The organism is Paenibacillus sp. TSA_86.1 (genome assembly GCF_052691815.1).
Genome location: NZ_JBQZGE010000005.1, coordinates 196,478 through 222,946, shown reverse-complemented (window position 1 = coordinate 222,946; position 26,469 = coordinate 196,478). Strand labels below are relative to the sequence as shown.

Annotated in this window: 23 protein-coding genes and 1 pseudogene; 2 read left to right on the top strand and 22 right to left on the bottom strand. The window is 46.4% G+C overall.

From position 1 onward, the window contains the following. Positions 1-14: 14 nt before the first annotated feature. The 16 genes and pseudogenes from ACUTVW_RS13765 to ACUTVW_RS13690 all read right to left on the bottom strand — a co-directional run bounded on the left by ACUTVW_RS13765 (position 15) and on the right by ACUTVW_RS13690 (position 20,059). Complete coding sequence (locus ACUTVW_RS13765) at positions 15-1,064, bottom strand: ABC transporter substrate-binding protein (protein ID WP_445646323.1); 1,050 nt, start codon at positions 1,062-1,064, stop codon at positions 15-17. A 375-nt stretch (positions 1,065-1,439) separates the two neighbouring features. Next, positions 1,440-3,458: a methyl-accepting chemotaxis protein gene (locus ACUTVW_RS13760; protein ID WP_445646322.1), complete on the bottom strand. Its 2,019-nt coding sequence runs from the start codon at positions 3,456-3,458 to the stop codon at positions 1,440-1,442. A 281-nt stretch (positions 3,459-3,739) separates the two neighbouring features. After that, positions 3,740-4,387: a helix-turn-helix transcriptional regulator gene (locus ACUTVW_RS13755; RefSeq protein ID WP_445646321.1), complete on the bottom strand. Its 648-nt coding sequence runs from the start codon at positions 4,385-4,387 to the stop codon at positions 3,740-3,742. Positions 4,388-4,399: 12 nt separating this feature from the next. After that, complete coding sequence (trhO, locus tag ACUTVW_RS13750) at positions 4,400-5,287, bottom strand: oxygen-dependent tRNA uridine(34) hydroxylase TrhO (RefSeq protein ID WP_445646320.1); 888 nt, start codon at positions 5,285-5,287, stop codon at positions 4,400-4,402. 212 nt (positions 5,288-5,499) lie between these two features. Beyond that, on the bottom strand, positions 5,500-6,609 hold the full coding sequence (locus ACUTVW_RS13745) for a hypothetical protein (RefSeq protein WP_445646319.1): 1,110 nt from the start codon (positions 6,607-6,609) through the stop codon (positions 5,500-5,502). 104 nt (positions 6,610-6,713) lie between these two features. Continuing rightward, positions 6,714-8,189 carry an ATP-binding protein gene (locus tag ACUTVW_RS13740; protein ID WP_445646318.1) on the bottom strand — a complete coding sequence of 492 codons (1,476 nt, stop codon included), beginning with the start codon at positions 8,187-8,189 and terminating at the stop codon, positions 6,714-6,716. Then, on the bottom strand, positions 8,186-8,899 hold the full coding sequence (locus ACUTVW_RS13735) for a response regulator transcription factor (protein WP_445646317.1): 714 nt from the start codon (positions 8,897-8,899) through the stop codon (positions 8,186-8,188). Before ACUTVW_RS13735 ends, ACUTVW_RS13740 begins: the two co-directional genes overlap by 4 nt. A gap of 257 nt (positions 8,900-9,156) precedes the next feature. Beyond that, positions 9,157-9,537: pseudogene (locus ACUTVW_RS13730) on the bottom strand (PD-(D/E)XK nuclease family transposase); the annotation flags it as partial. Between the two features lie 12 nt (positions 9,538-9,549). After that, positions 9,550-10,467: a helix-turn-helix transcriptional regulator gene (locus ACUTVW_RS13725; protein ID WP_445646414.1), complete on the bottom strand. Its 918-nt coding sequence runs from the start codon at positions 10,465-10,467 to the stop codon at positions 9,550-9,552. Between the two features lie 203 nt (positions 10,468-10,670). Further along, positions 10,671-12,080, bottom strand: a complete 1,410-nt coding sequence (locus ACUTVW_RS13720) for an MATE family efflux transporter (protein ID WP_445646316.1) — start codon at positions 12,078-12,080, stop codon at positions 10,671-10,673. A 285-nt stretch (positions 12,081-12,365) separates the two neighbouring features. Then, the gene (locus ACUTVW_RS13715; protein WP_445646413.1) at positions 12,366-13,247 is read right to left on the bottom strand and encodes a carbohydrate ABC transporter permease; all 882 of its coding nucleotides are present in this window, start codon (positions 13,245-13,247) and stop codon (positions 12,366-12,368) included. A 37-nt stretch (positions 13,248-13,284) separates the two neighbouring features. Beyond that, on the bottom strand, positions 13,285-14,166 hold the full coding sequence (locus ACUTVW_RS13710) for a carbohydrate ABC transporter permease (protein ID WP_434748945.1): 882 nt from the start codon (positions 14,164-14,166) through the stop codon (positions 13,285-13,287). Between the two features lie 62 nt (positions 14,167-14,228). Then, positions 14,229-15,566 (bottom strand): extracellular solute-binding protein, encoded by a 1,338-nt coding sequence (locus tag ACUTVW_RS13705; protein ID WP_445646315.1) that lies wholly within the window; start codon positions 15,564-15,566, stop codon positions 14,229-14,231. A 166-nt stretch (positions 15,567-15,732) separates the two neighbouring features. Further along, a complete protein-coding gene (locus ACUTVW_RS13700) occupies positions 15,733-16,521 on the bottom strand; it encodes a response regulator (protein WP_445646314.1) in 789 nt (262 codons plus the stop codon). Then, positions 16,511-18,304, bottom strand: coding sequence for a cache domain-containing sensor histidine kinase (locus tag ACUTVW_RS13695; protein ID WP_445646313.1), 1,794 nt, complete (start codon positions 18,302-18,304; stop codon positions 16,511-16,513). Before ACUTVW_RS13695 ends, ACUTVW_RS13700 begins: the two co-directional genes overlap by 11 nt. 363 nt (positions 18,305-18,667) lie before the next feature. Next, a complete protein-coding gene (locus ACUTVW_RS13690; RefSeq protein WP_445646312.1) occupies positions 18,668-20,059 on the bottom strand; it encodes a hypothetical protein in 1,392 nt (463 codons plus the stop codon). 152 nt (positions 20,060-20,211) lie between these two features. Here ACUTVW_RS13690 and ACUTVW_RS13685 point away from each other — a divergent pair, with 152 nt between their 5' ends. Beyond that, positions 20,212-20,877, top strand: a complete 666-nt coding sequence (locus ACUTVW_RS13685) for a hypothetical protein (protein ID WP_445646311.1) — start codon at positions 20,212-20,214, stop codon at positions 20,875-20,877. Positions 20,878-20,984: 107 nt separating this feature from the next. On the opposite strand, the gene lspA is transcribed toward ACUTVW_RS13685, so the two are convergent. Further along, positions 20,985-21,467, bottom strand: coding sequence for a signal peptidase II (gene lspA, locus ACUTVW_RS13680; RefSeq protein WP_445646310.1), 483 nt, complete (start codon positions 21,465-21,467; stop codon positions 20,985-20,987). 133 nt (positions 21,468-21,600) lie between these two features. Here lspA and ACUTVW_RS13675 point away from each other — a divergent pair, with 133 nt between their 5' ends. After that, entirely contained in the window at positions 21,601-21,795 is a 195-nt protein-coding gene (locus ACUTVW_RS13675) for a heme-binding protein (RefSeq protein WP_445646412.1), read from the top strand. 195 nt (positions 21,796-21,990) lie between these two features. Here the strand turns inward: ACUTVW_RS13675 and ACUTVW_RS13670 are convergent, their stop codons facing one another. The 5 genes from ACUTVW_RS13670 to ACUTVW_RS13650 all read right to left on the bottom strand — a co-directional run bounded on the left by ACUTVW_RS13670 (position 21,991) and on the right by ACUTVW_RS13650 (position 26,436). Then, positions 21,991-22,968 (bottom strand): permease prefix domain 1-containing protein, encoded by a 978-nt coding sequence (locus ACUTVW_RS13670; RefSeq protein ID WP_445646309.1) that lies wholly within the window; start codon positions 22,966-22,968, stop codon positions 21,991-21,993. A gap of 6 nt (positions 22,969-22,974) precedes the next feature. Further along, positions 22,975-23,301, bottom strand: coding sequence for a PadR family transcriptional regulator (locus ACUTVW_RS13665; RefSeq protein ID WP_445646308.1), 327 nt, complete (start codon positions 23,299-23,301; stop codon positions 22,975-22,977). 245 nt (positions 23,302-23,546) lie between these two features. Then, entirely contained in the window at positions 23,547-24,494 is a 948-nt protein-coding gene (locus tag ACUTVW_RS13660) for a nucleoside hydrolase (protein ID WP_445646307.1), read from the bottom strand. Positions 24,495-24,607: 113 nt separating this feature from the next. Beyond that, a complete protein-coding gene (locus ACUTVW_RS13655) occupies positions 24,608-25,012 on the bottom strand; it encodes a DUF350 domain-containing protein (RefSeq protein WP_445646306.1) in 405 nt (134 codons plus the stop codon). After that, positions 25,000-26,436, bottom strand: coding sequence for a glutathionylspermidine synthase family protein (locus ACUTVW_RS13650; protein ID WP_445646305.1), 1,437 nt, complete (start codon positions 26,434-26,436; stop codon positions 25,000-25,002). The genes ACUTVW_RS13655 and ACUTVW_RS13650 overlap by 13 nt, the downstream gene beginning before the upstream one ends. Between the last annotated feature and the right edge of the window lie 33 nt (positions 26,437-26,469).

Below are 26,469 nucleotides of genomic sequence, written 5' to 3'. Positions count from 1 at the left end.
TGGTCTTTGGTTTATTATTTGATAATGTTGTTCGCCTGATCTTTCACTTCCGCCTTCATCTCGTCCGTTACTGTAATGCCTTGAGCTTCAGCCGCTTTCAGGTTCAGGATCAGATCCAGCTTGTCGGGCACGGTAACCTTCATGTCGCCTGGTTTGGTTCCATTTTTCAGGATGTCCGCAGCCATCTCACCTACTTGATAGCCGTGGTCATAATATTTGAAACCTACTGTTGCAAAAGCGCCTTTCTCCACCGTATCCCGATCACTGGAGAAGAACGGAATTTTATTTTTGTTCGCTGTCTGGATAATCGTATCCACCGCACTTACCACCGAGTTGTCAAGTGTAATGTAGAACGCATCCACTTTGCCTACCAGCGAGTCTGTTGCCTGTTTTACTTCCGATGTATTGGTCACTGGTGCTTTGACCAGCTTGATGTTGTGAGTTGCCAGAGCCTTCTCTGCATTGTCAGCCATCACCACTGCATTCGGTTCACCTTCGTTGATGACCAGTCCCACCGTCTTTACATTCGGTAGATTTTTAGCAATAAAATCAGCCAATTGTACAATGGCCTCTGGATTGGTATCCGATGCACCAGTTACATTGCCGCCCGGCTTGTCCATGTCACTCACGAGCTTGGCACCCAGTGGATCGGTTACAGCTGCAAACAGGAGTGGCTTGTCCTTTACTTGTTGCGCGAGAGCCAGTGCTGATGGGGTAGCAATCCCGAGCACGAGGTCGTTTTTGGAATCGCCTGCAATTTTCTGTGCAATGGACAAGTTATTCGTAGAATCACCTTGCGCATTGTTGTAATCGATCTTGAGGTTTTTGTTCTCTTCAATACCTGCATCTTTCAGGGCTGCGATGAAACCTTCGCGTGTAGCATCCAGAGATGGATGTTCAACAATCTGGGAGATGGCAATCTGGTAGGATTTTTCGGCGCTGCCTCCACCTGTAGTACTTTCTGATCCTTTGGACTCCGAGCCTGTACCGCTGTTATTTCCGCAACCTGCCGCTACGATCATCGAAGCAGCCATCATCAGTGACATCCAAAACTTTTTTTTCATCTGTAAGAACCCCTCTCCAATGGTTAAAATGTGGTGTCTTCTTATAAGTGTTGCCTTAGTCGATAAGGCGGGACAAAACGACCGCTTCAACGCATTGTTGCTTTGATCGACAAAAGCAGACAAAACTAGACTTTTGGCATGCGACGGAAGTCCATGCTGTGTTGCTCTTTTATTGTTTTCCTAATATTAAAGTGCATCCCGCCTTCCGTCAATGGTTGAACCGCTTCCATTTTAGTTTATTTCAGATACGTGATAGAAAACTTTACATAAATAAAAAAAGACAACCCCCATATCATGCGGGTTGCCTGATTTCACATGTCTATTTTAATAAAACATGACTTCATAAATACCTCTTAGTCTATTGCGTATATAAAACTACAATTTAAACTTCTCAATCTGTGAACGCAGTTTCTCTGACATGTCGGCAAGTTCTGCAGATGAGGAAGCCACTTCCTCCATGGAGGCCATTTGCTGCTGTGCAGCGGCCGAGACATTTTGGGTCTCTGCTGCCGTCTCGCTAGCTGACTCCGATATGAGGCGAATGGAGCCCACCAAGCTCCCTGTGCCAGAGACAATTTCCTCCGCGGCAGCCGTCACGCTACGGATACTGTCAGCGACCTGCTCCACAGAAGAGCGAATATTCGTAAATAGCTCACTTGCAACCTCGCCTGCCTGTTTACCCTGAGCAGCCTGCTCAACGGTCTGTTCAGATGCATGAAGTGTACGCTCAATTTCCACCTGAATGCGCCCAATAAAACCGGCAATCTGCTCTGCGGATGCAATCGACTGTCCAGCAAGATTACGAACTTCATCTGCCACGACAGCAAATCCCCGGCCAGCCTCACCAGAACGTGATGCCTCAATTGCGGCATTCAGGGAAAGGATATTCGTTTGCCGTGCAATGTTGCTAATTACACCTACAACCTCACCAATAGAATTGGACAAACTGCTTAGGTTCTGAATGGTGTTCGACAACTCACGAATACCATATTCCATCTCATCCATCTTCTTGCCCATATCATTCATCGCAGCAGATCCATCTGTTGCCAACACATTAGCCTCCGAAGCAACGGCTGATACATTGGAGCTATGTGTGGCAACACCGTTAATTTGCACTGCAATATTTTCTGCTGCCTTGCTACCATCTTGTACACTGGACGTTTGACGCTCCGAGCTCTCCGCGACAACCATAATGGCCTCCGTAATGCTCTGTGATGCATTGGAGCCTTGCTCGGCACCGACCGCAAGCTGTTTCGCAGAATCGGTTAATTGGCCGGACAAATCCGTAACACTTGTCATCAACTGATGTAGTTGCTCACTGGATCTATTAAATGAATGTAGTGCTACGCTAATATCCGTTTTCCCTTTTACAGGAATACGATACGTCAGATCTCCTTGTGCCAGCAGATCAATTCCGTGTGTCAGTTGACGAATCGGCCGTACAATTTTGGTCGCGATTAAAATACTTAGTAACAATGCTGCCGCAACGATAATAATCCCTACGGTAAGTATAAGTCTTAGTAGATCGTTAACCGGTTTCGAAAACTCACTCTCATCCATATATGTAACAACAACCCAATTCAGTTCTGTTTGAGTCATGTAGCCAAGTCGATTTACACCATCTATTTGAAAATCAAAAGCAATGTAATTGCCCTTTACCGCTTCAGAAAATGCTTTATTCATATTGGTGTTACCCATATCCGTAATATTACTATTCATAATCTTCGTCTCATCTGGAGAATAGATAAAGATTCCACTCGCTGTTGTCAACACCGCTTGTCCCGTGTTGCCGTGCTTAAATGCACTTACATCTTCAACCAATTCATTAATCTGATATCCAGCTGTATAGAAACCAACCGGCTGACCATCTTTTATGATCGGCGCACCAATGGCAACGCCAAGTTTATTATCCACTACAGAAATTAACGGTTCAGAGACATAAGGACGCCCCGCCTGAATTTCTTTTAAATAAGGCCGCTTCGATAAGTCATATTCTTTACCTGTCGCGTCCATCGCAAACTGTCCTGTTACATCAGGTGAATACAAAACTGTAGTAAACTCAGGATGCTGCTCTTTTAAACTGGAGAGAAATTGCATCTGTTGCTCTTTATTGTCCCCGATCGACACACCTCGCTCGGCGATCATTTTTACGACCGTTTGTTGCTCTTTCATTTTGATGTCCATTTCTTTGGCCAGCAATTTTGTATCTAATACGAGCTGTTTCGTTGAATAGCTTTTGACCTGATTAGATGTAGGAACATAGAAGGTAACCGAAAGGACCGCAACACAGACAATGACAATGATCAGTGAAGACAACATGATCTGTCCTGCCGTTTGCCGTAATGAACAAAATGTGAGTATTGAACGAAGAAAACCTGATTTTTTCCGAGCCATAACCTATCCCCTTTTTTCTAGAAGCTATATTTTTTATATTATATATATCGGTAGGATAGTGGTTGTTTTTAATCAGTAAATTACCCCTTTCTAAAAAAATAATTGGAATTACTTTCAGATAACAAGAGCTTTCCCTCACTTATGTTCATATTGAGATATGAATGTATACATTAAAGATATAGCGTTTTGAAGTAATTTTGTTGCGTATATACGTTTCTTTTGTACGTAAAAAAAGACTGCTTCGAACATTCGAAACAATCTCATAGATAAGCTTGCTATTATTACTTCCCTGACACCTCACGAATCTGATACGTGCATTTCTTGCCGCCATCGGCGTAACACTCGGTGCGCTCGACATCGGCTTTCAGCAACGAACGGAACAAATCCAGTTCACAGCGACAAGCCTGCTTGTATACACTTGCGACTTGCACAATCGGGCAGTTTAGTTCGGTAATGACGTACGTGCCATCTTCTTCTCTGGAGGCATCCGCCATATATCCGTTCGCATTCTGGATGCGTGCCAGTTCCTCCACACGTCCGGCGAGATCATGCCCCTCCATCTGTGGCAAACCACTGCGAAGCAGCTTGTCACGGCGACTTTCGAAAAGGCCATCCACGACACGGCTGCCTGCTGTGTCCGACAACTCTTCGAGTAATTCCAACGTTAATGAAGAATATGATTTGGGGAAATAACTATCTCCGCGATCTGTCAGATGATATACCGAGGATGGACGCCCCGCGGTAGCCCGGGCCTCGCGTACCTCAATCCAGCCATCCTGCTCCAGTGCTGTCAGATGGCGACGAATCGCCATACCGGTCAGTCCCAGCTCCGCAGTTATCTCGCGGGCCGTCATCGTTCCTTGCTGCTTCAGCATGAACAGAATCCGTTCACGCGTTGTACGTTCTTCTTCACGCTTCACGTTCAGCACCTGCTCTCCTGCTTATGCGTGTACGGGCGCTGCCTCCCGGCAAGCATCCGAGCAAAAGCGGTTATGCGTCTCTTCGCAATCCTCACAGCATACATGCTGCAGGTTGCAGGTCGGACAATTAATATATCGGTCATGTGTCGTGCCACAGTGATAACAACTGGCGATGACAATATCCTCATCCGTCTGATTGATCGGCACCGAGATCCGCTCATCAAATACATAACATTTGCCATCAAACAGACGTCCTTGCACCTCAGGATCTTTACCGTAGGTCACAATTCCGCCTTCCAGCTGGGCAACATCCTGAAAACCTTCCTTGATCATGAACCCAGTCAGCTTCTCACAGCGAATACCGCCCGTGCAGTACGTAATAATCGTTTTGTCCTTCATATCACCGAGGTTCTCCCGAATCCACTCCGGGAACTCGCGGAACGATTCCACGTCCGGACGGATAGCGCCGCGGAAATGACCGATCTCGTATTCATAATCATTGCGGCCATCGATGACGATGACGTCATCCCGTTGCAGATGCTCATGGAATTCTTTTGGCGAAAGGCGTTTACCACTGGTCTCGTTCGGATCAAGCTCTTCATCGACGCGGAACGTCACGAGTTCTGCCTTATGACGCACAAATATTTTTTTGAACGCATGCTCTTGCACATCATCAATCTTAAACACCATATCCTTGAACAGCGGGTTGGCATGCATGTCTTTCATATACTGCTCCGTCTGTTCAGGTGTTCCCGATACCGTACCGTTGATCCCCTCGGAAGCGATCAGAATACGGCCTTTCACTCCCAAATCTTTGCAGTATTGCAGATGCTCCTGCGTAAACGTCTCGGGGTCTTCAATCTTCACGAACTTATAATATAAAAGCACGCGGTACGCGCTGTTACACATGTATATCACCTGTTCCTATTCAATGTTGTTGGTAAAAAAGAAAAGAAACAGCCGCTCGAAACATCGTCTCGAACTGCTGCCTTACATTCGACTTTATATTCCTGCATACTAGTTTATCGGAAGCGGAAGGACTTAGTCAATATAAATGTATAGAAAGGCATGAAAGATATGGAACATCTCTTCTATGCTGCCACCATTCTTTTTTTCAGTAACTATTCCGAGATCGTAATAATAGAGGTCACAAAGTGGTACTTCTCATTTTCCATCACCGATTGTGACAACAGTATTTTATTCCCCTCCGTACTCCAGGCTAACGGATCGGACGCTAGGTCCATATTTGCCGAAATCTGAAATTGCTCTGCGGACTCCGTGTTAGACACGAATAATCCCTTTTCATTATCTTTCTCGGAATTAATGGTGTACGCGATCTTCGAATCGTCACCTGACCAGCTTGTGCCAAAAATCTGAGTGCCCCTGGCGAGTGTGGCCTTCTCATTCCCTTCCAGATCGGTGAGCACCAGCGCCCGTTTGGTGTCCGCTGTTCTTTTCACAATGGCAAGCCTTGTTCCGTCGTTCGAAGGAATGACCCACTCCACGCTTTTAAGCACCTGTCGTACTTCGCCCGTCTTTGCATCATAGGCATTCAACTGACCGTCTTCTCCCGTGATGTAATAGATCACGTTGTTTGACGCTTTGATACTACGCACATTGAAGTTGCCCGTCTCCACCAGTACTTTCGTTGTACCGTCCAGTGCAGCCGAGATCAGATCGCCTTTCATATTGGAAAAAACCACATGTTCATTGTCCAGCCATGCACCCTCCTGAATGAATCCATCCTGTTTACCCGCAGCTACCGCTTCTCCGCTCTTCAGGTCCAGAATGAAAGGCCAGCCTGTCGTCTCCTCCGTCTGCCAGTAGAACAGATGCTGCCCATCTGGCGACACCTGCGGTGCTCCCAGACTGACCTCACTTTCCTTGATCGGTGTATCTGTGCCTTTCGTCAGATCATACATATACAAGTTATGCGGATACCGCTCTTGTCCCTCTACATTAACCGATTTCATGGATGTGTTTTCTTTGTCTGTAACCATTGAACTCTCGTTCAACCAAGCGATTCCGCGCATATTAGGCAGCTTCTCTATTTTCTCCAGCTTGAGACTCTGGTAGACGGATGTGTTCGTGTTATCTTTCACTGTAATATCTGTGCCTGTTTTCGCACCTTGTGTATTGCCAGACGGCTCTGTTGTGCTTCCACAGGCAACCGTTGTCAGTAACGCAGCTGCTCCCAGCGCCCCAAACGTCGCTTTCATCCATTTCATCATGTCGTGATCCCCCTCGGTTACTTATGCTATACACCCATCATAAAGCCGGCATACTTCCAAAGTTATTCAGACTTGTTTCCAACTTGTAAACTTGTATCTCGATCTTAATCTACGAGTGGGAATACGAGTTGAAATGTCACGCCTTCCTGATGCTCATGATCACTGGGCATTAATGTAATGGTTCCGCCCTGCTTCTCGACAAACTGCTTCACGAGGGATAGACCGAGTCCAGTGCCGCCTGTTTTTCGAGCTCGATCCTTATTCACGGTGTAAAAGGGTTCGAAAATCTTCTCCCTTGCCTCTTCCGGGATTGGCACACCTGAATTATGGATACGAATGACGGCTTGACGCTCGTTCATCCGCAATTCGTTTTCGACCCGAATAATGCCGCCGGGGATGTTATATTTGATCGCGTTATCCAGCAGGTTAATGAAGATATGCATCAGACTCTCCCGGTCACTGTGAATGACGGCAGGTTCAAGCTTCATTTCCATGTTCAAAGCGAACTTTTCCACCTTACCTCGCATGCGTCCACAGGCATCCTCCAGCAATGCCTTAATCTCTACATCTTCTGCCTGATTTTCAAAATCGTACTTCTCGAGCGCAGACAGATGCAGCACCTTCTCCACCATTTCATATAATCGCTCGGTTTCTTTGCCAATACTATTCGTAGCATCATCCAGCAGTTGCGGATCATCCTTGTACATGTTCAGCAGCTCCACATACGCCTTGATGGACGTCAGCGGTGTCTTGAACTCATGGCTGATATTGCCGATATATTGTTTCTGCTGCTGCTCGAGTGCCTGTAACTTCTCAATGGCCAGCTGCAGCTTCTGCTGCTCGGCATGCATGGCTGCAATATTCTGTTGAATAGACGTGCTCATATAGTATATCCCTTGTCCCAGATCACCCAGTTCATCCTTGCGTTTGACGGGAGATTCGGTGATGTAGTTCCCCTCCTGGATGGAGGCCGCTGATTTTTTCAACCGGGTGATGGCTACAGCAAAACGGTTGTAGAACAGATACCCCAGAATGAAACTCAGGGCAACTACCGTGATACCTGCCCACAGGAACAATTGTTGAATACGGGCGTAGAACTCCTGATAACTCTGCACAGAATATTGAACCCAGATCGCACCGATCTGTCCCTCAGGGCCATCCAGCGGCGCGGCATAAAGCAATGTCTCATCTTGCTCATGATAGGCTATTTTATTTTGCAAAGCATAATTCAGGGTTTCCTGAACCAGTTCACTTTCACTTGGGAGGAACGAGGCTCCCACTTGTTTTCCGCTCATGTCATATAATGCAATCGGCAAGCCTGTTGAGTCGGCAAGAGCTTGCACCAACCTGCGCCCATTTTGCTGCAAAAACAATTCCGGTTCCTGGCGAATCGCTTCCGTATAGTACGCCTGGCGCACATTCAGATTAATCAGACGTGTCTGCTGGGCGAGAATACTCTCCACCTGTGACTGCTGATTAAGTTCAATCCCTCGCAGCACGAGTGAGCTCAGCACAACCACGGTGAGAATGAGCAATGCTGCCAGAAACACACTGAACTTCAGCTTGATGCTGACCCTCATACCGCCCCGCCTGTTTCGGGGGCCGTCGCTTTGTAACCGATACCGTATACGGTCTGCAGCATTTGCTGATCCGTATCCCCGATTTTTTTGCGCAAACGCTGGATATGAATGTCTACCGTCCGCGTACCGCCCGCATATTCCATACCCCACACCCGATCAAGAAGATCATCCCGCGTGTACACCCGTTCCGGGTTGGACATCAGGATGGTCAACAGGTCGAACTCCTTCGGTGTTAAATCCAGCTTCTCTTCACCAACCGTGACCGTACGGTGAGCAACATGGATACGCAATGTCCCGTTGACAATTGCCTGGCTCTTGGAATCGTCCTGCGGTGGCGTACCGCTCTTCTCCACACGACGCATCAGCGCTTTTACACGGGCCAGCAATTCACGGATTTCAAACGGTTTGGTCATATAATCATCTGCGCCCATTTCCAGACCGACAATTTTATCAACCAGTTCGTTTTTGACAGTAAGTAAAATAATGCCGATATCCTCTCGGTCTTCTAACCGGCGGCAGACGCCATATCCGTCCAGCTTGGGCATCATCACATCCAGAATCATCACCTGAGGATGGAACAAAGCAACCTTTTCCAAGGCCTCTTCGCCATCATTTGCCGTCTCCACTTCATACCCTTCGCGCCGCAGCGCATATGCAATGGCACTGACGATGCTCGATTCATCATCAACAACAAGTACTTTTTTATTCATCGGATTCATCCTCTTTATCTGTGTCATGAGTTATGAATTTATGTTAACAAGATCGCGATCATTACGCCATAAACTTTGGTCGTTCCCAGCAGAATCTCGATTCTTCTCCGCAAGGACGTTGCCCTTCTTCTTTTATACCCTAAAGACAGCAAAAAGAGCCATTCCGCAGATGGGTTGGCTCAATATTTATCTATTAAATGTTGACTGTGGCAATGTAAAATTCACCGATAATATTTAAACTCTATTCGCACTTACTGCTAAGGTAGCAGCTTTCGAATCTCCTCTTCGGAAAGACCCGAGGCTTTCACGATAGTGGACATGTCCACACCGAGCCCCAACAACTCACGAGCCATCTCTTGCTTGCCCTCCCGTAAGCCTACCTGTTTGCCTTCTCGTAGGCCTTCCTGTTTACCTTCTCGTAAACCTTCCAGCCTGCCTTTGACCGTCCCTTCGGCCCGCGCACCCTCAATCATCGACTTCTCATCGCTCAGGGCCTTCATCCGGGCATCATACGCCATACGGGTAGATGCATCATGACTCAAAAATTCCAGCGTATCCATCGCTTTCTTCAACATCGGTTCATTCATGGCCAGCACCTCCCAATTTGATATGTTGATCCCTTTCAGAAATAACCCCCACAATTTGATTTCTTATTCCTCAAACGATAGATTTAAAGGCTCGTCCGACATCTCATATTCTGTCTCCATATGGGTCAATGGTGTGTTCAGATCCACTTCCTCGAAGCGGAAACTGTCCACCCAGACCTTGCCTTTCCCGTTCAAGAGTACCCCAAACGAGATCACCGCACTCTCTGCCGGTACATCCAGCACAATGCTGTACTGATTCCATGGCTGCGTACCGGAGATCGGCCGGTCATGCATGTTATCAAACTGCAGCACATCGTGCACTTGATTATCCACACGCATCCATAGTCCGCAGAAGGCTTCCACACGATCCGTTTTGATAAAACCGGTCAACTTCATCCGTTTGCCTACATATTTATCTGCCCGGAACTGCTGCATCATCGTAGCAAATTCATTCGGTTCCATAGGCGTAACAGCCTTCAAATAACCTGAGGCCTTGCCTTGATGTACCTCGGCAGGGTCAAGTCCCATCTCATAGTTTTGCGGGTGACTTCCCGTTAACATCCAACCTTTGATTACCGTTGCAGAATTCATCTGTAATTCTCCTCCTCTGGTTTTTCCACTGAATAGTTTTAGATCGAATAATTTGCGAAAACGTCCAGGCGGCATGCCATACATTTTGCGAAAAGCACGCGTAAACGCTTCCTGACTTTCAAATCCGCAGGCAAGCGATATGTCCAGAATCCCTGTATCCGTAGAGCGCAGTGCGGTGGATGCCAGACTCATCCGCCGATGGCGAATGTAATCAACCACCGTCATACCCACCCCATCCCGGAAGACCCGATGATAATGATAAGGCGATAACGATGCCTCGGAAGCTACGTCTTCCAGTCCAATCTCTTCATGCAGATGGTTCTCGATGTAGATCAGACTGTTCTGAATCATCTCCTGATATCGACTCAATTGAGGATGCCTCCCTTCCATATCTTTACTATACGTGTTCGCACAGGAGCCGTTTTGATCATTTTTGCGGAAAATAAAAAAAAGAAAAGCCAGACCAGGGACAACCATGTCCCTAACCGACTCTTCGTAGATACTGTTACTTTAGGCGAACCGAGACCACGCCAGTCCACCGTGCGACAGCTTAACTGTTCTTTACTTCGATACTCTCAAAACCACAGGCGGACTTATACTGCTGGAACCGGCTGTGCACTAACCTCTTCTTCATCATGCTCTACCAGCTCATGTTTCTCCCATGCACGGCTCTTCCAGCGGAAGTACATAATGACCGCTCGAGTCCATTCATCCGCTGCAATGGCAAGCCACACGCCTGCCAGCCCCATATTCAACTGGAACACGAGCAGATAGCCAAGAGGCAGACTCATGCACACCATGGAGATTAGACCCATGTAAACCGGAAACTTCGCATCCCCTGCCGCACGCAGGGAACCAATAATAACGATATTGCAGGTACGCCCGGTCTCAAGCACGAGACTGAGCAGGAGCACTTGTGCGCCCATCTTGATAATCTCCGGATTCTCCGTGAAGATACTCATCAGCGGTACACGGAAAATAATAATGACCACATCAATAACAACGGTTGCCAGTAGCGCCCATTTCACGCTGTCAAATACACGTTTGTACGCATCATCCTTACGGCGCGCTCCTACAAGTCGGCCAACAATGATCGACGTTCCCATACCAATCGCCATACTGAACAGATAAATGTAGCTTGAAATATTGCCCGCATATTGCTTGGTTGCCATCGCTTCTGCGCCCAGATAAGTCACGTACAACGTAAATACGAGCTGGCAAGAGTGATATACCATGGATTCCATCGCAGATGGAATCCCGATCCGCAGAATTTTCCCAATAAATTGTTTGGACAACTTAATGTAATATTCAAAATCGACACGAACCTCACTTACACGGTACAAGAGCCAGAAGAAGATCAGCAAGCAGATGAAACGGCTACCTACCGTCGAAATTGCTGCTCCTTCTACGCCCAGCTTCGGCAAGCCGAAATGTCCAAAGATCAGCGCGTAGTTACCAATCACGTGAATCACGTTCATAAACACCGATACATACATCGTTTCCTTCGTATAACCATGTGTACGAATCGTAGCCGCCAGTGCATTAATGAGGGCCTGCAGGAAAATCCCGCCGCCGACAATGCTTATATAGGATCGTGCGTAATCATAAATTTCACCTTGTATATTTAAAAGCGACAGCAGATGTCCACCAAACACCAGGAAGATCACACTCAGAATCAATCCAACCGCCAGGTTAAGCGTGATGGCATTACCTGTAACCTGAGCTGCTTCAGTCAGCTTTTTCGAACCGATATATTGGGCTACAACAATCGCAGCACCATGACCAATGACTTCGAGTACCAGAATTGCAATGGAGATAATCTGGTTGGCTGCACCCACCCCGGAGACGGCATTATCCGATACCGAGCTAAGCATGAGCGTATCCACGCTCCCCATCAACATAAACAAAAAGAGTTCCAGGAATATAGGCCAGGTTAACCGAATCAGCTTCAGATCCTGGGCATCTGAACGGAGAGACTCTTTGGTCGAGGATATTGCTGTCATTTTCTCACCTTTCCAACGTTTGCTTTAATTCATAGGGTATGTTAGCACAGGTGATTTGAAAATGCAGTAGTTTTGCGAAAATAATTGAAAGTTTTTTGTAATTCCAGAAATAGGAATTGTATTATTTTCATAAATCTGGTCTTGTAGTTACTCATGCATGGCTCTCTGCCACATCATCAAGACACAATAAAACCCTTCCACCACGCATATCCTGCGATCAATGGAAGGGTCTCAATTTTATTACATTTTAAATATCAGAAGCATCTTATACGCACTGACAGACAATCATCCTTTCACCGAACCTGCCGCAATCCCCTCCACAATTCGTTCACTCAGCACAAGGAATGCAATCAGAATCGGCAGGATGCTGATCATCAGCGTTGCACCAATGGCTCCCCAATCGGTTGTATACTGCCCGATAAAGTTCTGTACCCCGACGGTCAGCGTTTTGTACGCATCGGAACTGATGAAGGTATTGACGAAAATAAATTCGTTCCAGTCATAGATCATATTAATGATCGCGGTTGTTGCAATAACGGATGCTGTCATCGGCAGTACAATGCGGAAGAAGATGCGGTTCACCGAGCAGCCATCCATCACCGCCGCCTCCTCGACCTCTCTCGGAAGCGCATAATAGAATCCGAGCAGAATCATAATCGTAATCGGCATATTAAATGCAATATAAGAAAGAATGACCGATAACGGATGATCCGTAAGATTCAACTTCAAGAACAGGCTGAACAACGGAATCAGCGTGGAATGCACCGGGATCATCAGACCCACCATGAACAGTCCGAGCACCAGTGAACGTCCCTTCCAGCGCATCCGTGTAATGGCAAAGGTTACGAGACTGGCAAACAGCACCGTAAACACGACAGAAACCACCGTAATCCATACACTGTTGAAAAAATATAAGCTGATATTACCTTCCGTCCATACCTTGACATAGTTCTCCCAACGCGGCGTAGCCGGTAGTGCAAAAGGAGCCATGTCGAATACTTCCTGATTATTTTTGAGTGAAAATAACAGCAACCAGATTAAAGGCAAGATTTGAAGCAAAGCCACCAGAGACAGAAGCACATATAACAGGACGTATCCTAACCTTCTTATCCATGCAGAGCGATGACCTGTCTCCGGTCTCACGGGCAACCGAACAGCCGGTTCCATCTTCAACGGAATGACCTCCTTTCATTGTACGTATGCGTCAGGAATATTGAATTGTGTCTTTGGATGCCGTTGCCTTGCGCAGCAGCCAGGTCACGACCAGACAGATCAGAAGCAGGAAGAACCCTACCGCACTGCCGTATCCAAAGTCAAAACTGCGAAACGCCTGACGATACATGTAGGAGGCCATGACTTCGCTGGAGCCATTCGGACCGCCATCTGTCATGACGTAGATCAAGTCGAAATATTTGAGTGATCCTACCACGGCGAGTACCACGGTCACTTTAATCACTTCGGTAATAAGCGGCAGCTTAATACGGAAAGCAATCTGCCACGGGTTCGCACCATCAATACGGGCGGCCTCCACCAGTGATTCCGGAATGTTTTTGAGTGCCGCATAATAGATCAAAATATAGAAACCTGCATACTGCCATAGAATAGGCACGAACAGTGCATACAGCACGAGTGATGGTTCCGCCAGCCAGGCTGGCGGATTGCTAAATCCGATGGCTTCCAGAAAGCTGTTTAACACACCATTGCTGGGGTGATAGATTTTCAGCCATAACTGGGCGATGGCAACCGAAGATAGCAGCATCGGAATCAGATATATTTTTCGAAAAAAATTCGCGCCCTTAATCTTGCCTGACAGCACCAGTGCAATCATCAGATAACCAATGAGACTCAGCGCAGAGAATAAGGCTAGCAAAAAGGTATGATTGGCACTCTGCCAGAACGTACTATCCTGAATCAATCTGGCGTAGTTATCCAAACCAATAAACGTCATCGCTCCAATCCCGTCCCATTGCATCAACCCGTAATATCCGGTGAGCACAATCGGGATGTAGACCAGAACCAGCAGCAGAAGCAGCGCAGGAAGCACATATAGCGCAGCCACCAGACGGTTTGACATGACTTTGTCCAAGACGTAATCCTCCCTTCAAGCGTTTAAACATTCCTGTGGTGTACGTGTCGGTGAGGTGTACATCAGTTGCCCTTGTCGATGGCCGCCTGATGGTTCTTCACAAAGTCTTCCGGTGTAACTGCTTTGCCAAACAATGCCTGAATCATGTCCAGATGTGCCTGAGCGGCTGCCGGTTTCATCTGCACGTCTGCAAAGAGGGTCAAGCTACTCGCCTGATTCAACTCGTTCAGCAGATCGATGTAAAGCTGTGGCAGCTGTACCGTAGCTGTATCCACTTTGGTCGCCGGGATGACCCCTGCTTGGGTCACCGAGCTTTCGCCCCATTTTTCCACAAAGTATTGAATGAATTTCTGTGCTTCATCCTTCACTTTTGAGTTCTGAGCCGCAAACAATCCTACGCCTGGCCCGCCTACCCAGCTATTAATGTCACCTTTGCCACCATCAATCGTCGGGAATTTGAAGAATCCAACCTTATCTTTGAATTCCTGTGGGATGTCCGGGTTCGTTGTAAAGTTTGGTAGTTCCCAAGTTCCCATCAGATACATTGCCGCTTTGGAATTCATGAATTCGGATTTGCCCTCATCATTGGACAAACCGTTAAACCCTTTGTTGAATGCATTCATATCTACCAGCTTTTGCACTTCAGCCGCAGCCTGTGTCAGTGCCGGATCATCAAACTTACCGGAGCCGTTAATGGCTTTCTCAAGCGCATCCCCGCCTACACGATTCGCCAGGTACATGTACCAGAGTGACCCCGTCCATCGGTCCTTGTTCCCCAGTGCAATCGGCACTTCACCGTTATCGGTCAGCGTCTTCACCACGTTCAGGAATTCATCATAGGTGGCTGGCGGCTGCAAATTATATTTTTCAAAAATCGCTTTGTTGTAATAAATAGGTGAGATATTCAGCTCGATCGGCAGTGCATACGTTTTACCGTCTACCGCGTAAGCCTCAGTCGTTCCAGCGATAAACTTCTCGCCCAGGTCCCCTTTCAGCAAATCATCGAGTGGTGCAAACAGATTACCCTTCACATAAGGCTCCAGGAATCCCGCAGCCCAGGTTACGCCCACATCGGGGAGTTCATTGGAAGCAGACAGAATTTTCAGTTTGTTCTTGTATTGTTCATTCTCCAGCACTTCCTGTTTAATCGTCACATTTGGGTTATCGGTCTGATACTGCTGGATAATATCGTTGACCAGCTTGTTCTGTTGTGCGGAGCTGCCTGCAGGCCAAAGATGCATGAACTTTAAAGTTACCTTGCCATCTCCGCCACTGTCACCGCCGCTTGCATTACTGCCGGATTCCTTGCCTGAACCAGAACCTGCATTGTTGCATCCCGTCAAAATGACAGCCAGAATCAGCGTCCATGACAGAATCATAGCCAGTGTCTTTTTATTCATATTTCCAACCCCCAATAGTGGAATTCCGGTTAATGTAACCGCTTTAACAAAATTGTAGCATGGGCACCTCTAGCCAATAAGGGTAGAATGATTTGGAAAAACTCCACTATTTTGAGTGTTTATTACCTGTTTTATTGGACGAGAGAATTTTTCTTAAGCGGATATGTTAACTCTTTTCATTTACGGCATGGCGATATTTGCTTGGACTGATGTCCTCCAGGCTTTTGAATACTTTGATAAAATATTTATCGGTCTGATAGCCAACTCTCTCGGCAATTTCCGAGATGGGCAGGTTCGTCTGCACCAGCAGTTCCTTCGCTCGCTGTACCCGTTTGCGCATGAGATACTCACTGAAATTCAGTCCGACCTGCTCTTTGAACAAAACGCTAAAATAACTGGAGTTCAGGTGCAGGGTATCCGCAAGCTCACGCATGGTCATCGGCTCGCCCAGATGTGCCTCGATGTAAGCCAGAGCTTCCCCAATGGGTGTATCCTCCTGCTGCTCTCTCCGTTCCCGGATATCAACCAGCTTCGGATCAACCATCTCCTGCATCGTTTGAATACGCCGTTGCTGCTCATGCAGTTGAAGAGCCTTCTGTACGGTCTGAAGTAGCTGCTCTTTATCAATTGGCTTGAGCAAATAATCCACCACGCCCAGCTTAATGGCCTGCTGAGCATAATTAAAATCCGCATACCCTGACATAATCAGAACCGCTGGTTTACTCGGAAAATGCTGAATGGCTTCCACTAAGGATAGGCCGGAGAACTCTGGCATACGCACATCGGTAATCAGGAGATCCGCAGGCTGACTTGCAAGCCATTCCCTGGCCTCGACACCACTCGCAGCCGTCTGAATTCGGTTCTTTCCGGCAGACCATGCCTCCAGTGTCTTGCGAATCCCTTCTCTTGTACGCGGCTCATCGTCCACAATCAGAATCGTTCTCTCATGAATCATGTTCAGCCTCCGTTCCCCTCGGAATTTCAAAACATATGACTGTTCCTATTCCTAATTTGCTCTCTATTGTTAGTTTGGCGTGTTCGCCAAGCTGGCTGCCAAAGTACAGCCGGAGGCGTTGATGTACGTTAACCAGCCCTACACCGGTTCCTCTCCCAAGAGCTACCGGATCACCATTGTTGAGTGCATGTCTAATGGTCTGAAGACGTTCCTCATCTATACCCGGCCCAGTATCACGGACCTCGACACACACCTCACCTGTCTTCGAAGAAGGATGAATGCCGATTTCTATCCTTCCAGGCTTTAAAGAACTCTCGATGCCGTGCAAAACTGCGTTCTCCACCAGCGGCTGAATCAGCAGCTTAGGCATAGGTACATTGCGTAGTTCATCGCTGAGCTTGATCTCCCACTGCATTCTGTCACCCAGCCGCATCTGCATAATGTTCAGATACCGCTCTACATGTTCAAGCTCGTCCGCCAGTGTAACCCATTCATCCTGATGGGGGTTGGAGATAATGTAGCGAAATAACCGAGACATGGCGATAACCATACGCGCCATCTCCTCCTCTCCTTTTTCCTCCAGTGACCAGTAGAATGCTTCTAATGTATTGAACAGAAAATGAGGATTAATCTGGGATTGCAAAGCCTTCATCTCAGCCCGGGACTGCATAACTTCCTTCTCATGTACCACCCGTGTCAATTCATTCTGCCTGTAGACCATCTGGTTATACACCTCATTCAGCTCATTGATCTCCAAGGTAGAACTGACCATAAGGTTAGGTCTCATCGCCCCCGGCTGCGCACCTCGCATCGCCCGCATCAACCGAATTAACGGACGAGTAATCATCGTGGAGAGGAAGAAGGACATGATCAGAAAAAGCACAACGCCAATGATACCCGATACGAGCAAAGCTGTTCTCAAAATCGATACGCCTTCAGTGGTCTCTCGCAGTGGTGTCAATACAGCCAGTGTCCACCCCGTTAACTCGGATTGCTGCTTCACCACGATATAAGATTCCTTGCCGTTCTGAACAACCGATTCACTGTTCATCACCGCTTGAGGATCGAGATGCACATCCAAATTAGACGTGACCACTTCACCGCCGCCGTCCAGCAGCATAATCGAATCCTGTGAGCCGTCTGTCCCGTCCGAATCATTGAGTTGAAAAAAACTGCGCTGCATACGCACGACCACGTATCCCCCATGCTCGAAGGAACGATCCAGCAAGCTGATTCGCCGAACAGCCAGAAGAATGCTTGGATCATCGGGATCAGAGCCTGCCCATACCAGCCGTCCCTTCCCCTCATCTGCCTTGACAATCCAGCTCCGTTCCAGCCTGTGATTTAAGGAGCGATCATCCATCGGGAAGATACGGCTATAATCGGTCGTGTAGATTTCCATGCTCTGTGCGCCATTGATAAAGGATTGGTAACTGCCCGCAATCTGCAGCAGTGCCTGACGCTGATTAAAGGTCGCCTTCTGTCCCCGCTTCTCCTCACTGAGCAGACGCTGCACGTAAGTATCATCTGCAACCTGAGCAGTCAAGGAATTCACCTGAGCGATCAGTGCATCCAGTCTACCACTGGCCTGCACCGCGGTTTGATGGATATGCTTTTCGGCATTGCTTTTCAGCAAAGCCGCTACACGGTCATAGGCTGTGATGCCAGCGAGCAATAGAACAATGATCATGACCATCACAAAACCGACAAAAATCTGATTACGAAGTGAGTTAAAATGTCTCGTTTTCCGCTGCAATGTCCAAACGTCCTCCTCTTTCTGCATGTAAAAGAAACCACCATCTCACGCCCTTATGTTGCATAACGGGATACACTCGATGCCGGATTCATCTACGTTATTCTGTTAAGGTGATATTGAAGCGCTTGCAAGAGAAATAAAAAAAACGATCTCGCTTATGTTGTTTTTCCTCTGAGCGGTTCTACTTTGTTTATTGATTAAATTAACGAGTTCAAAATATCACATATTAGTTTATGAATCAATGGATTTGGCCGTTCTCCGTAAATCAAAACAGAAAAAGAGAGAGAAGCAAGCACTTTGTTTGCTCACTTCCTCTCTCTCTCTTTCTAATATGCTCTTTTACACCTTTTTTAAGGTTTGAGCTGACTCAACAATTATACCAGTGACAAACTAGTTAGCATTGACCTTGTAGTTTACTGGAATTTTCCAATCTAACGTCTCTACTTTCGAACCTAGGAAACTAACATCAAATTTCCAATTAATATAGGCTGTAGTACTTTCGTTTTTTGTTTCTTGAGATCTCCAAGTAGAAACGAAAAGACCTAAATCAAGGTAGTGACTAGCATCGTATAGATATCCAGATTTATCAATTTTATAAGAGAAGCCACTTGTATTACCAATTACATTCTCATACGTATTATTACTTACATTTGTAGTGGTTGTATTATACGAGATACTTGTAAGTACATCATATGCTGATTTTCCAGCAGCATAGTAAGGTATACTTTTTGTGAAATAGCCTACAATAACTGGCCAGTTAACTTTAACTTCTGAACTAGATTTTTTGTATACCCCACCAATCAATCTGGAAGTTATTTTTGTATTCTGGCCCGCTGCGATAGTTCCAAGAGTCTGAGTTCCTCCACTTGTCACCCCGCCTATTTTATAACGTTGCTCAATACCTGTTGTTGTATTTCCATTCACTCTTACATGTTCTGCAACTGTTAGTCTGGACGTCCAGTTGGCACTAGATGATGAACCAACATCAACGATATCACCCTCAACTTTAGGACAGAAATAAAATTCTGCTACATCTAAGCCAAAAGGGACTTTGGAATAGTAAACAGTGGAACAAGATTTAATGTAGGAATGAGTTGAAAAAAGGCTAATTTCATCGTTAGTAATTTTATGTGACTCCGCAGGCGCAAGAATTTGTTCAAACCAATTGCCATCCAAAAGGCTATCTACATATGATCCATCCGTAGTGATTTTAGAAGTATCTATATTTAAATTATTTAATTTCTCTTCGAAGTACAAAATACCGCCTTTTTTATCTTGAAGGTATAATTTAATATTGGCTGTGTTTCGTAAGTCCGTAGAAATAAGACTTGTGTCGGCTTTATCATTGGTTTTTATCTTGAAATGTAAAACTTTAAAGTTATCATTATTCTCCTTCAAATCTCCAACATAACTTTCAATTCCATCGGATTGTTCTCTACTTGAATACATTTTACCATCCAATTGAAGTGGAATAGCCCCCCCATTGTATCTAACAAGCCCATTAATATGTACAGCATCGCCATCCAGCGTTAAATTATCTATTAATAGTTTAGTCCGATGCACTAACTTCTCTTCAGCGATGTAATTTGAATATTCTTCAGATCCTATGACCCTTTGAATGTTCTCTTTCGAAACCATATATCCCGGAATAGATGTTGCGGTTTGAGGAATCTCCCCTTTTTCAATAACAGACTCACTCGAAGCGCTACTAACTCCACTAAAGGATACGACTAGTGTAATAATTAGAGACAGCAAGGTTACATTCTTTAATACCGCTTTCATTTTACAATACCTCCCATTTGACCTTATTTAAGTTATAAATATATTTCAGGATACATATATTGTCAAGGAGTTGAATAAAATGGATAATGCGATTAAGATAGAGTGTATGCACAGTTGTACATCAAAAGTTATTCTAAGGAGAACCTTAACTTATGAAAAAAATGAGCCAAAAAAATCTTATTATTATATTAGCTCTTGCTCTTGTAGCGTCTCTAGTTGCAAATGTTATTGGTTATAATTCAAGTAATGGAAAACTAAAAGATTATTTAAATCAACAATACAGTCAGGTACTATCAGATTACGAGAGCGGTATTCTTTCCACTTCGGATTCAATCTTGTCAACTTTGCAGAGCGCTATAGATAAAAAGAAGATTAGTAAAGAGGATTTACTATTCTTATACAAGAGCTATGAACAGTTAAATCAAAATCAGAATCAATATGCAAGCTATGTACAGATATATAACTCTCCTGATGGAAAAGAAGCTTTCTCTCTGGACATGACAGAACCTATTACTCTTAATTATGTCCCTGGTTTTATCTACTTTAATTCAAGTATAGCTATGTTTGAAAAATTTCTTTTGCAGAGCAACTCTACTCTCGAGGTAGTTGTAACAGATAACCTTGAAAAAAGTTTAAATCTTGCAATTGAAATCGTCCAAATAAACACAGCCATTTATAAAAAATATATCAATGAAAATTTTGCTCAATTGTCAAACGAAGAGGCAATCATGGCCCGGCTATACTTACAAAAGGATCTGACAACCTCGTCTGCAAAACTAGCTGAGCTTGATGCAGAACTATTCAAATCATATGACTAAATCCTTTAAAAAAAGTCACAATAACAAAGAGCCGAAGCAGGATTAACCTCTGCTTCGGCTCTTTTGCCACCATACATTAGACCAATCATTGGTTATATCCATTAACGTTACCCTTTAGGCAGTGCATTACGCATACGCTTCTCCCGATACCGCTGATATGCACGAATCAGCATGCCGATGATGATCATCACCACGCCAATGTTAATTGCCACATCTGCGAGGTTTAATATGCCCCGTCCTGACGGAAACACAAGAAAGTCCGTCACTCGAGCATAAACAAAGCGGTCTATGGCATTGCCGAGCGCACCGCCGACCATGAATCCTGCCCCGGCCTGCATCCAGAATCCCCGTATCTCACCTTTATGCCGATAATAGAGCATACCTGCGATAAACAGCACGGCAATGACCCCGAATAAACGTGCATTACCTTGAAACATGCTTCCGGCCATGCCACTATTTTCATAATGCTGCAGCTGCATTCCTGAATCCCCGAGCCGCATCACTTCGCCAACCTCCATATACATCCGAACCGCAATTTTGGTACCCTGATCCACAAGCGTAACCAGCACCGCGATAAAATAAAACAGCATCGTTTTCCCCCTGCCCGCCTGAGCCGCTCTTTATTTTCTCAATTGTAGAAAATCCTTATAACGTTCCCCTTACTTTACCACAGCGGCTACAACGTCTCCAAATGATCCGGTCTTGAATCTCTTCTAACATCAGATAGAGTGTGTAATTCAGTGCGAGCAGGAAGAACAGGAACTGGTATGGGATACGTTCAACTCCGAAACAGCGCTACAACTCGGCCTGCATCTAAATCAGGAAGCGAAGCGCCGGTCACAAGCTGTGACCATCGATATTACACTAAAGGGGCATCGTCTCTTTTTGCATGCGATGGAAGGCACTCACCCCGGTTAAGGACGATCACGGTATCAGGTCTGCCTGATGAGGAAGATCATGATCTTGTTACCACAGGCATTCGCTTTTTTTTAGAGGGTAACACGTACTTACAACTGTGTTTCTTGGACGTTTTACGCATAAAACCCGCCTTATATGATTGAATAAGGCGGGTTCAGTATTTTTAACTTTTCCGCTCCAGAACGCAGTTAAGGATCAGGATGGCTTTTTATTTTTCATAATGTGATACACGTTGCTAAAACTGCCAGAGAGAATGCCGACGATCGGGAAAATCGCCCAGTTAATATCCCAGCGCTGGTAGACGAAACCCGTAAAGAGGAAGAACGCTGTCGCGAGCGGCCAGACCACAGCCTCGACGGCTCGTACTGCTCGTGCCTCTTCTCTCTTGACTGCATTCAAGTGCTGATCCTCCAGCAACATCGTATAGGAACCCTGAATATTACCGTAATAGACAAACAGAAACACACCAAGCCCCGCCGTCGCCAAAAGAGCCGACACCCCGTAAGCTGCATACGTATCATTCACATAGGTCCCTGCAAAGATGAAAACAGGAGAAAGAATGCACAGACACACGCCCGTAATGAGTGCCACACGATATGTGAGTGCAAAGCTTGCCTTACTACGCTGAATAGTCATCATCAGGGAACGAGGGAGTTGGAACCCTTTCTCCATATACTCAAACCGCCCCAGTTTCATACCACTGTAGATGAACATGCCCACAGCAACAGCCGCCAGCACAAACATACCACTCATGCCAAGTACAGAGCCAATACCAACCGCACCTTGATCTGATGATGTACCCATGCTTTCGAACAACGTATCCATTAATATGAGGAAAGCTATTCCCGCCGAGGACAGCCACACGCCAAGCCCCGTCCAGAAGCCTGCACTTCGTTTAGCCGCGAGATAGGCCTGAACCTCTTCTTCGGTCAGCACGGGATATGTTACCTCGGCATCCTCAGTCTGAATACCGAGCTCTTCCATCAGTTCCTCAATATTGCCAAACTCAGAGATGACAATGCCAACCGCCTCATTCTCCGATCTGCCCTCCTGTTTTAACTCCAGATACTTATCTTCCATACCCGAAAGAAGCTCCTGTTTCATGCGCTCCACCTCAGGACTTCTCGGCAATCCCGCAAACATATTGTCCAGATACACCATTATTGTCTCCATATCCGATCACAGCTCCCTGATAAACAGATTAACGACCTCTTGCGTAACCTTCCATTCCTCGCATTTTTCCCTATAATAGTCCAGGCCAGCTGCCGTGATCCGGTAATACGTGCGGCGTTTGCTCAGACTTTCATCCTGATAAAAAGATTCGATATATCCGTTTTTCTCCAAGCGGGTGAAGGCCGAATAAAGAGTGGTCTCTTTCATGACATACTTCTCATCCGTCAGCTGCCTGATGTTCTTGGAAATCTCGTATCCGTACGATTCCCCTTCAAGCAACATGTAGAGGATCAGCGTATCATTATAACCGCGTATTACATCACTGCTGATCACAAAAGATATTCCTCCTCATTACTTCATCTGTCGTAGTAGTTTAAGTATAGCACAGTTACTACGACAGATGAAGTAGTTTAGTTGAACATAGGCAAAATAAAAATCCGCACCTGGTTAGAGGTACGGATTTGAAATCATATATCCTTTTCATCTGACAACGATCTCTACAATCACCCATCATTTTCCCTATAGATTTACCGAGTGCTCCCTTGCTTTTCGGTTTAAACTACGGTGATGCGCCCTAATTACTTAATCGCTGACAGCACATCCAGCAGCATGGACTTGAACTTCGGACGATCAATCGCTTCACAGACACGTACATTCGGCGCTTTGCCCAAACGTCCGTTGATATCTACCACGCTATATCCTCGCGTCAATTCCCCTGCTGCTTCCACATCGACATAATAATGCCCGGACTTCGTCATGAGTGACTCATCTGCCGCTACCGCCATTAACAGCGTATCGGGGTGTGTTGTTCCGTTCAGTTTATGTACCGACTTGTTGAACTGCATGACCACTTTATTGATCGCTATGAAAAAATCGGAACCCGAGGTATCCAATGCATCAATCTCGGCATGATCGTCATCGTCCATGACAGAATATTGAGTACACATCTCCCAGCCAACCATCGTAATCGGGATGCCTGCATGAAGTACAATTTTGGCTGCCTCCGGGTCTACGTAGAAGTTATACTCTGCTGCCGGTGTAATATTGCCCAGTGCATTGTTCGTCCCCCCCATGATATATAGATGAGCAATTTCAGGGATAATCGTTGGATCTTTCTGAATAGCCATCGCAATGTTTGTTAGCGGCGCAATCGCCAGCAGTTCGATCTCCCCCGGGTGTGCGTGCACCTTCTCAATAATAAAATCAACCGCGTGGCCGCTCTCCGGACGCTGATCCGCCTTGGGGAAATGTGCGCCGCCCATGCCGTCATCGCCGTGCACGTCCTCCACCGTACGATGCTGAGCTTGACCATAGGCCATGAGTGGACGCTCGCAGCCCTTGTATACTGGAACCTTGCCGCCGTGTCCGGCAACTTGTACGGTGTACAGTGCATTTTCAACCTCTTGGTCAAACTGCACGTTGCCGCCTGTAATCGTAATGCCTTCCACCTGAAAATGATGTAGTGCCGTCAGGATCGCAATCGTATCGTCTCCTGCTGTATCCGTATCAATGATGACTCTTCTCATGCTGCCGTGCTCCTTCTTCTGTATAATATTCGTTCTATATCCGTTGAACGTCCCTCGTCTATATCACCATGTTCATTCAACGGACATATCTATGCGTAACGTCAGGGTTTATTTTACATCAAAAACGTACCAATGACGATGGAAACGCCGATAATTACGGAACGTAACAACTGTGCTACCGCCATATTGCCTCGTGCAATTTCATCACACACTCGCATTTTCGGGATCAGGAAATCAAATATAATATAGACCAGGCACAGAATAAGGATACCCAGCACCGACCACAGCAGCATATCCAGCCACGCATGCGTCGAGAAGGACACCATCCCTACAATGATGCACAGTCCCAGCAGCTTGCTACCCATGTACATACCTGCGGCTTCATTTCCTTTTGCAATCTCTTCACTATCGTTATAACGAGTCAATTTACTGAACGCAAAATATCCTACAATTAATACCACTAACAGAATGCCAATCCCCACCGCAACATTCACGAGGTTCAATCCTAGCTTTTCCATTCCTTCTCCTCCTCGTCAATCATCTTGTCGCGTACTGCAGCGGCGCAATAATACGCCATATCTCCGGTCACTTTCTCCCCGACCCTGGGCAACATCCCGGCAAAACGTCCGCCAATCACAAATACACCCGTCAGCAAATAACCACGGTATTCTCCATCCTCTGTCTGAATCACAGCCTGTTCCATCGGCACGAGTTGCTGATATACCTTGGGCTGGTTTTCATAATAAGCAGTCACATCTTCATCTTCATCTTCATCTTCATCTTCATCTTCATCTTCTTTGTTCAGGAGTATAGATTCGTCTGCTGTATTCGTATTTTTATCCGTACCTGTACCCCTATTCGTATCTACGACTTCCACCGAACCTTGGACTGCTTTATGATCCAGCAAAAGTGTTCCACGACCCTCGCGCCCCCAATAGCTCTTGGCTACGTAAGGCACATCGCTCTGCTCAAACGGCTCCGCGGTGAAGTAGGTTGGCAGCAAATAACGAGAAATCACTTCCAACTCCGTTTCGTCAAAAAGCGTAAATCCACAATACTCTGGCGTCTGCTCATTCCGCTCGTACAGCGACCAGATAGCAGCCATAAAACCTTTGCTCTGCATCAGCACATGCTGGACAGGATTCATCAGGCCAAGTTGCCCTTCTCGTACCAGTTCAATCAGAGCAGCGCCAATGTCCACATCGGTCGTCTCATCCCGATCACCAATCAGATATTCCAGCGGGTATAACCGATATAACAGGCGAATCTCACGTCCCTGATGATACAGTGCCTCGCCCGGCACAATCTCAAGCTCCTCCAATGGAGCATATAACACCTCGTATCCGGCTTCACGACAGCGTTCCATCAGGTAGACGGTGTTGGTTCGATCCTCCACATGATCGCCGTAAGAGGTGAATGTGACCGGCCCTTCCAGCCCTTGCTCGGCATAAAAGGTTAACCACAATCGGAAACACTCTCGAATATGTTCATCCATATGTGCGGAGGGTGCAGTCCATGCCTGGTCAGCTGTCTGGCCGATCAGAATACGTTCGAGTGCCGCCGATTCAGGGATACCTGTTGGCGTATCCGTGTTATTTTCAATACATTTCAGACCAGCTTCGCCAATAATCCAGTCCTGACGAGTGATTCCGCCGATAACCGCTTCCATGCGTGCTGCGGGGATCAACCCCGGATGGATGCCAAGAGGATGCTCCAGAAACGAGTCTGGCATATTTCGCTGAATAAAACGCATGACTTTACTGTAAATCGCATCCACCGCTTCCGTCGCAGTGCGTAGCTCTTCTAGTTCTTCCGGTGTATAAACCGTCAATGCAGGCACACAATACTGTTTGCCATACATGCGATGATATGGGATCTGCTCTCCAGCTTCACCCGAGAAAATCTCCTCGTGACGGAATGGCATCGAGTACACTTCCCTCATCCTGCCAGCCTCCCCCAGATGATACGGTGAATA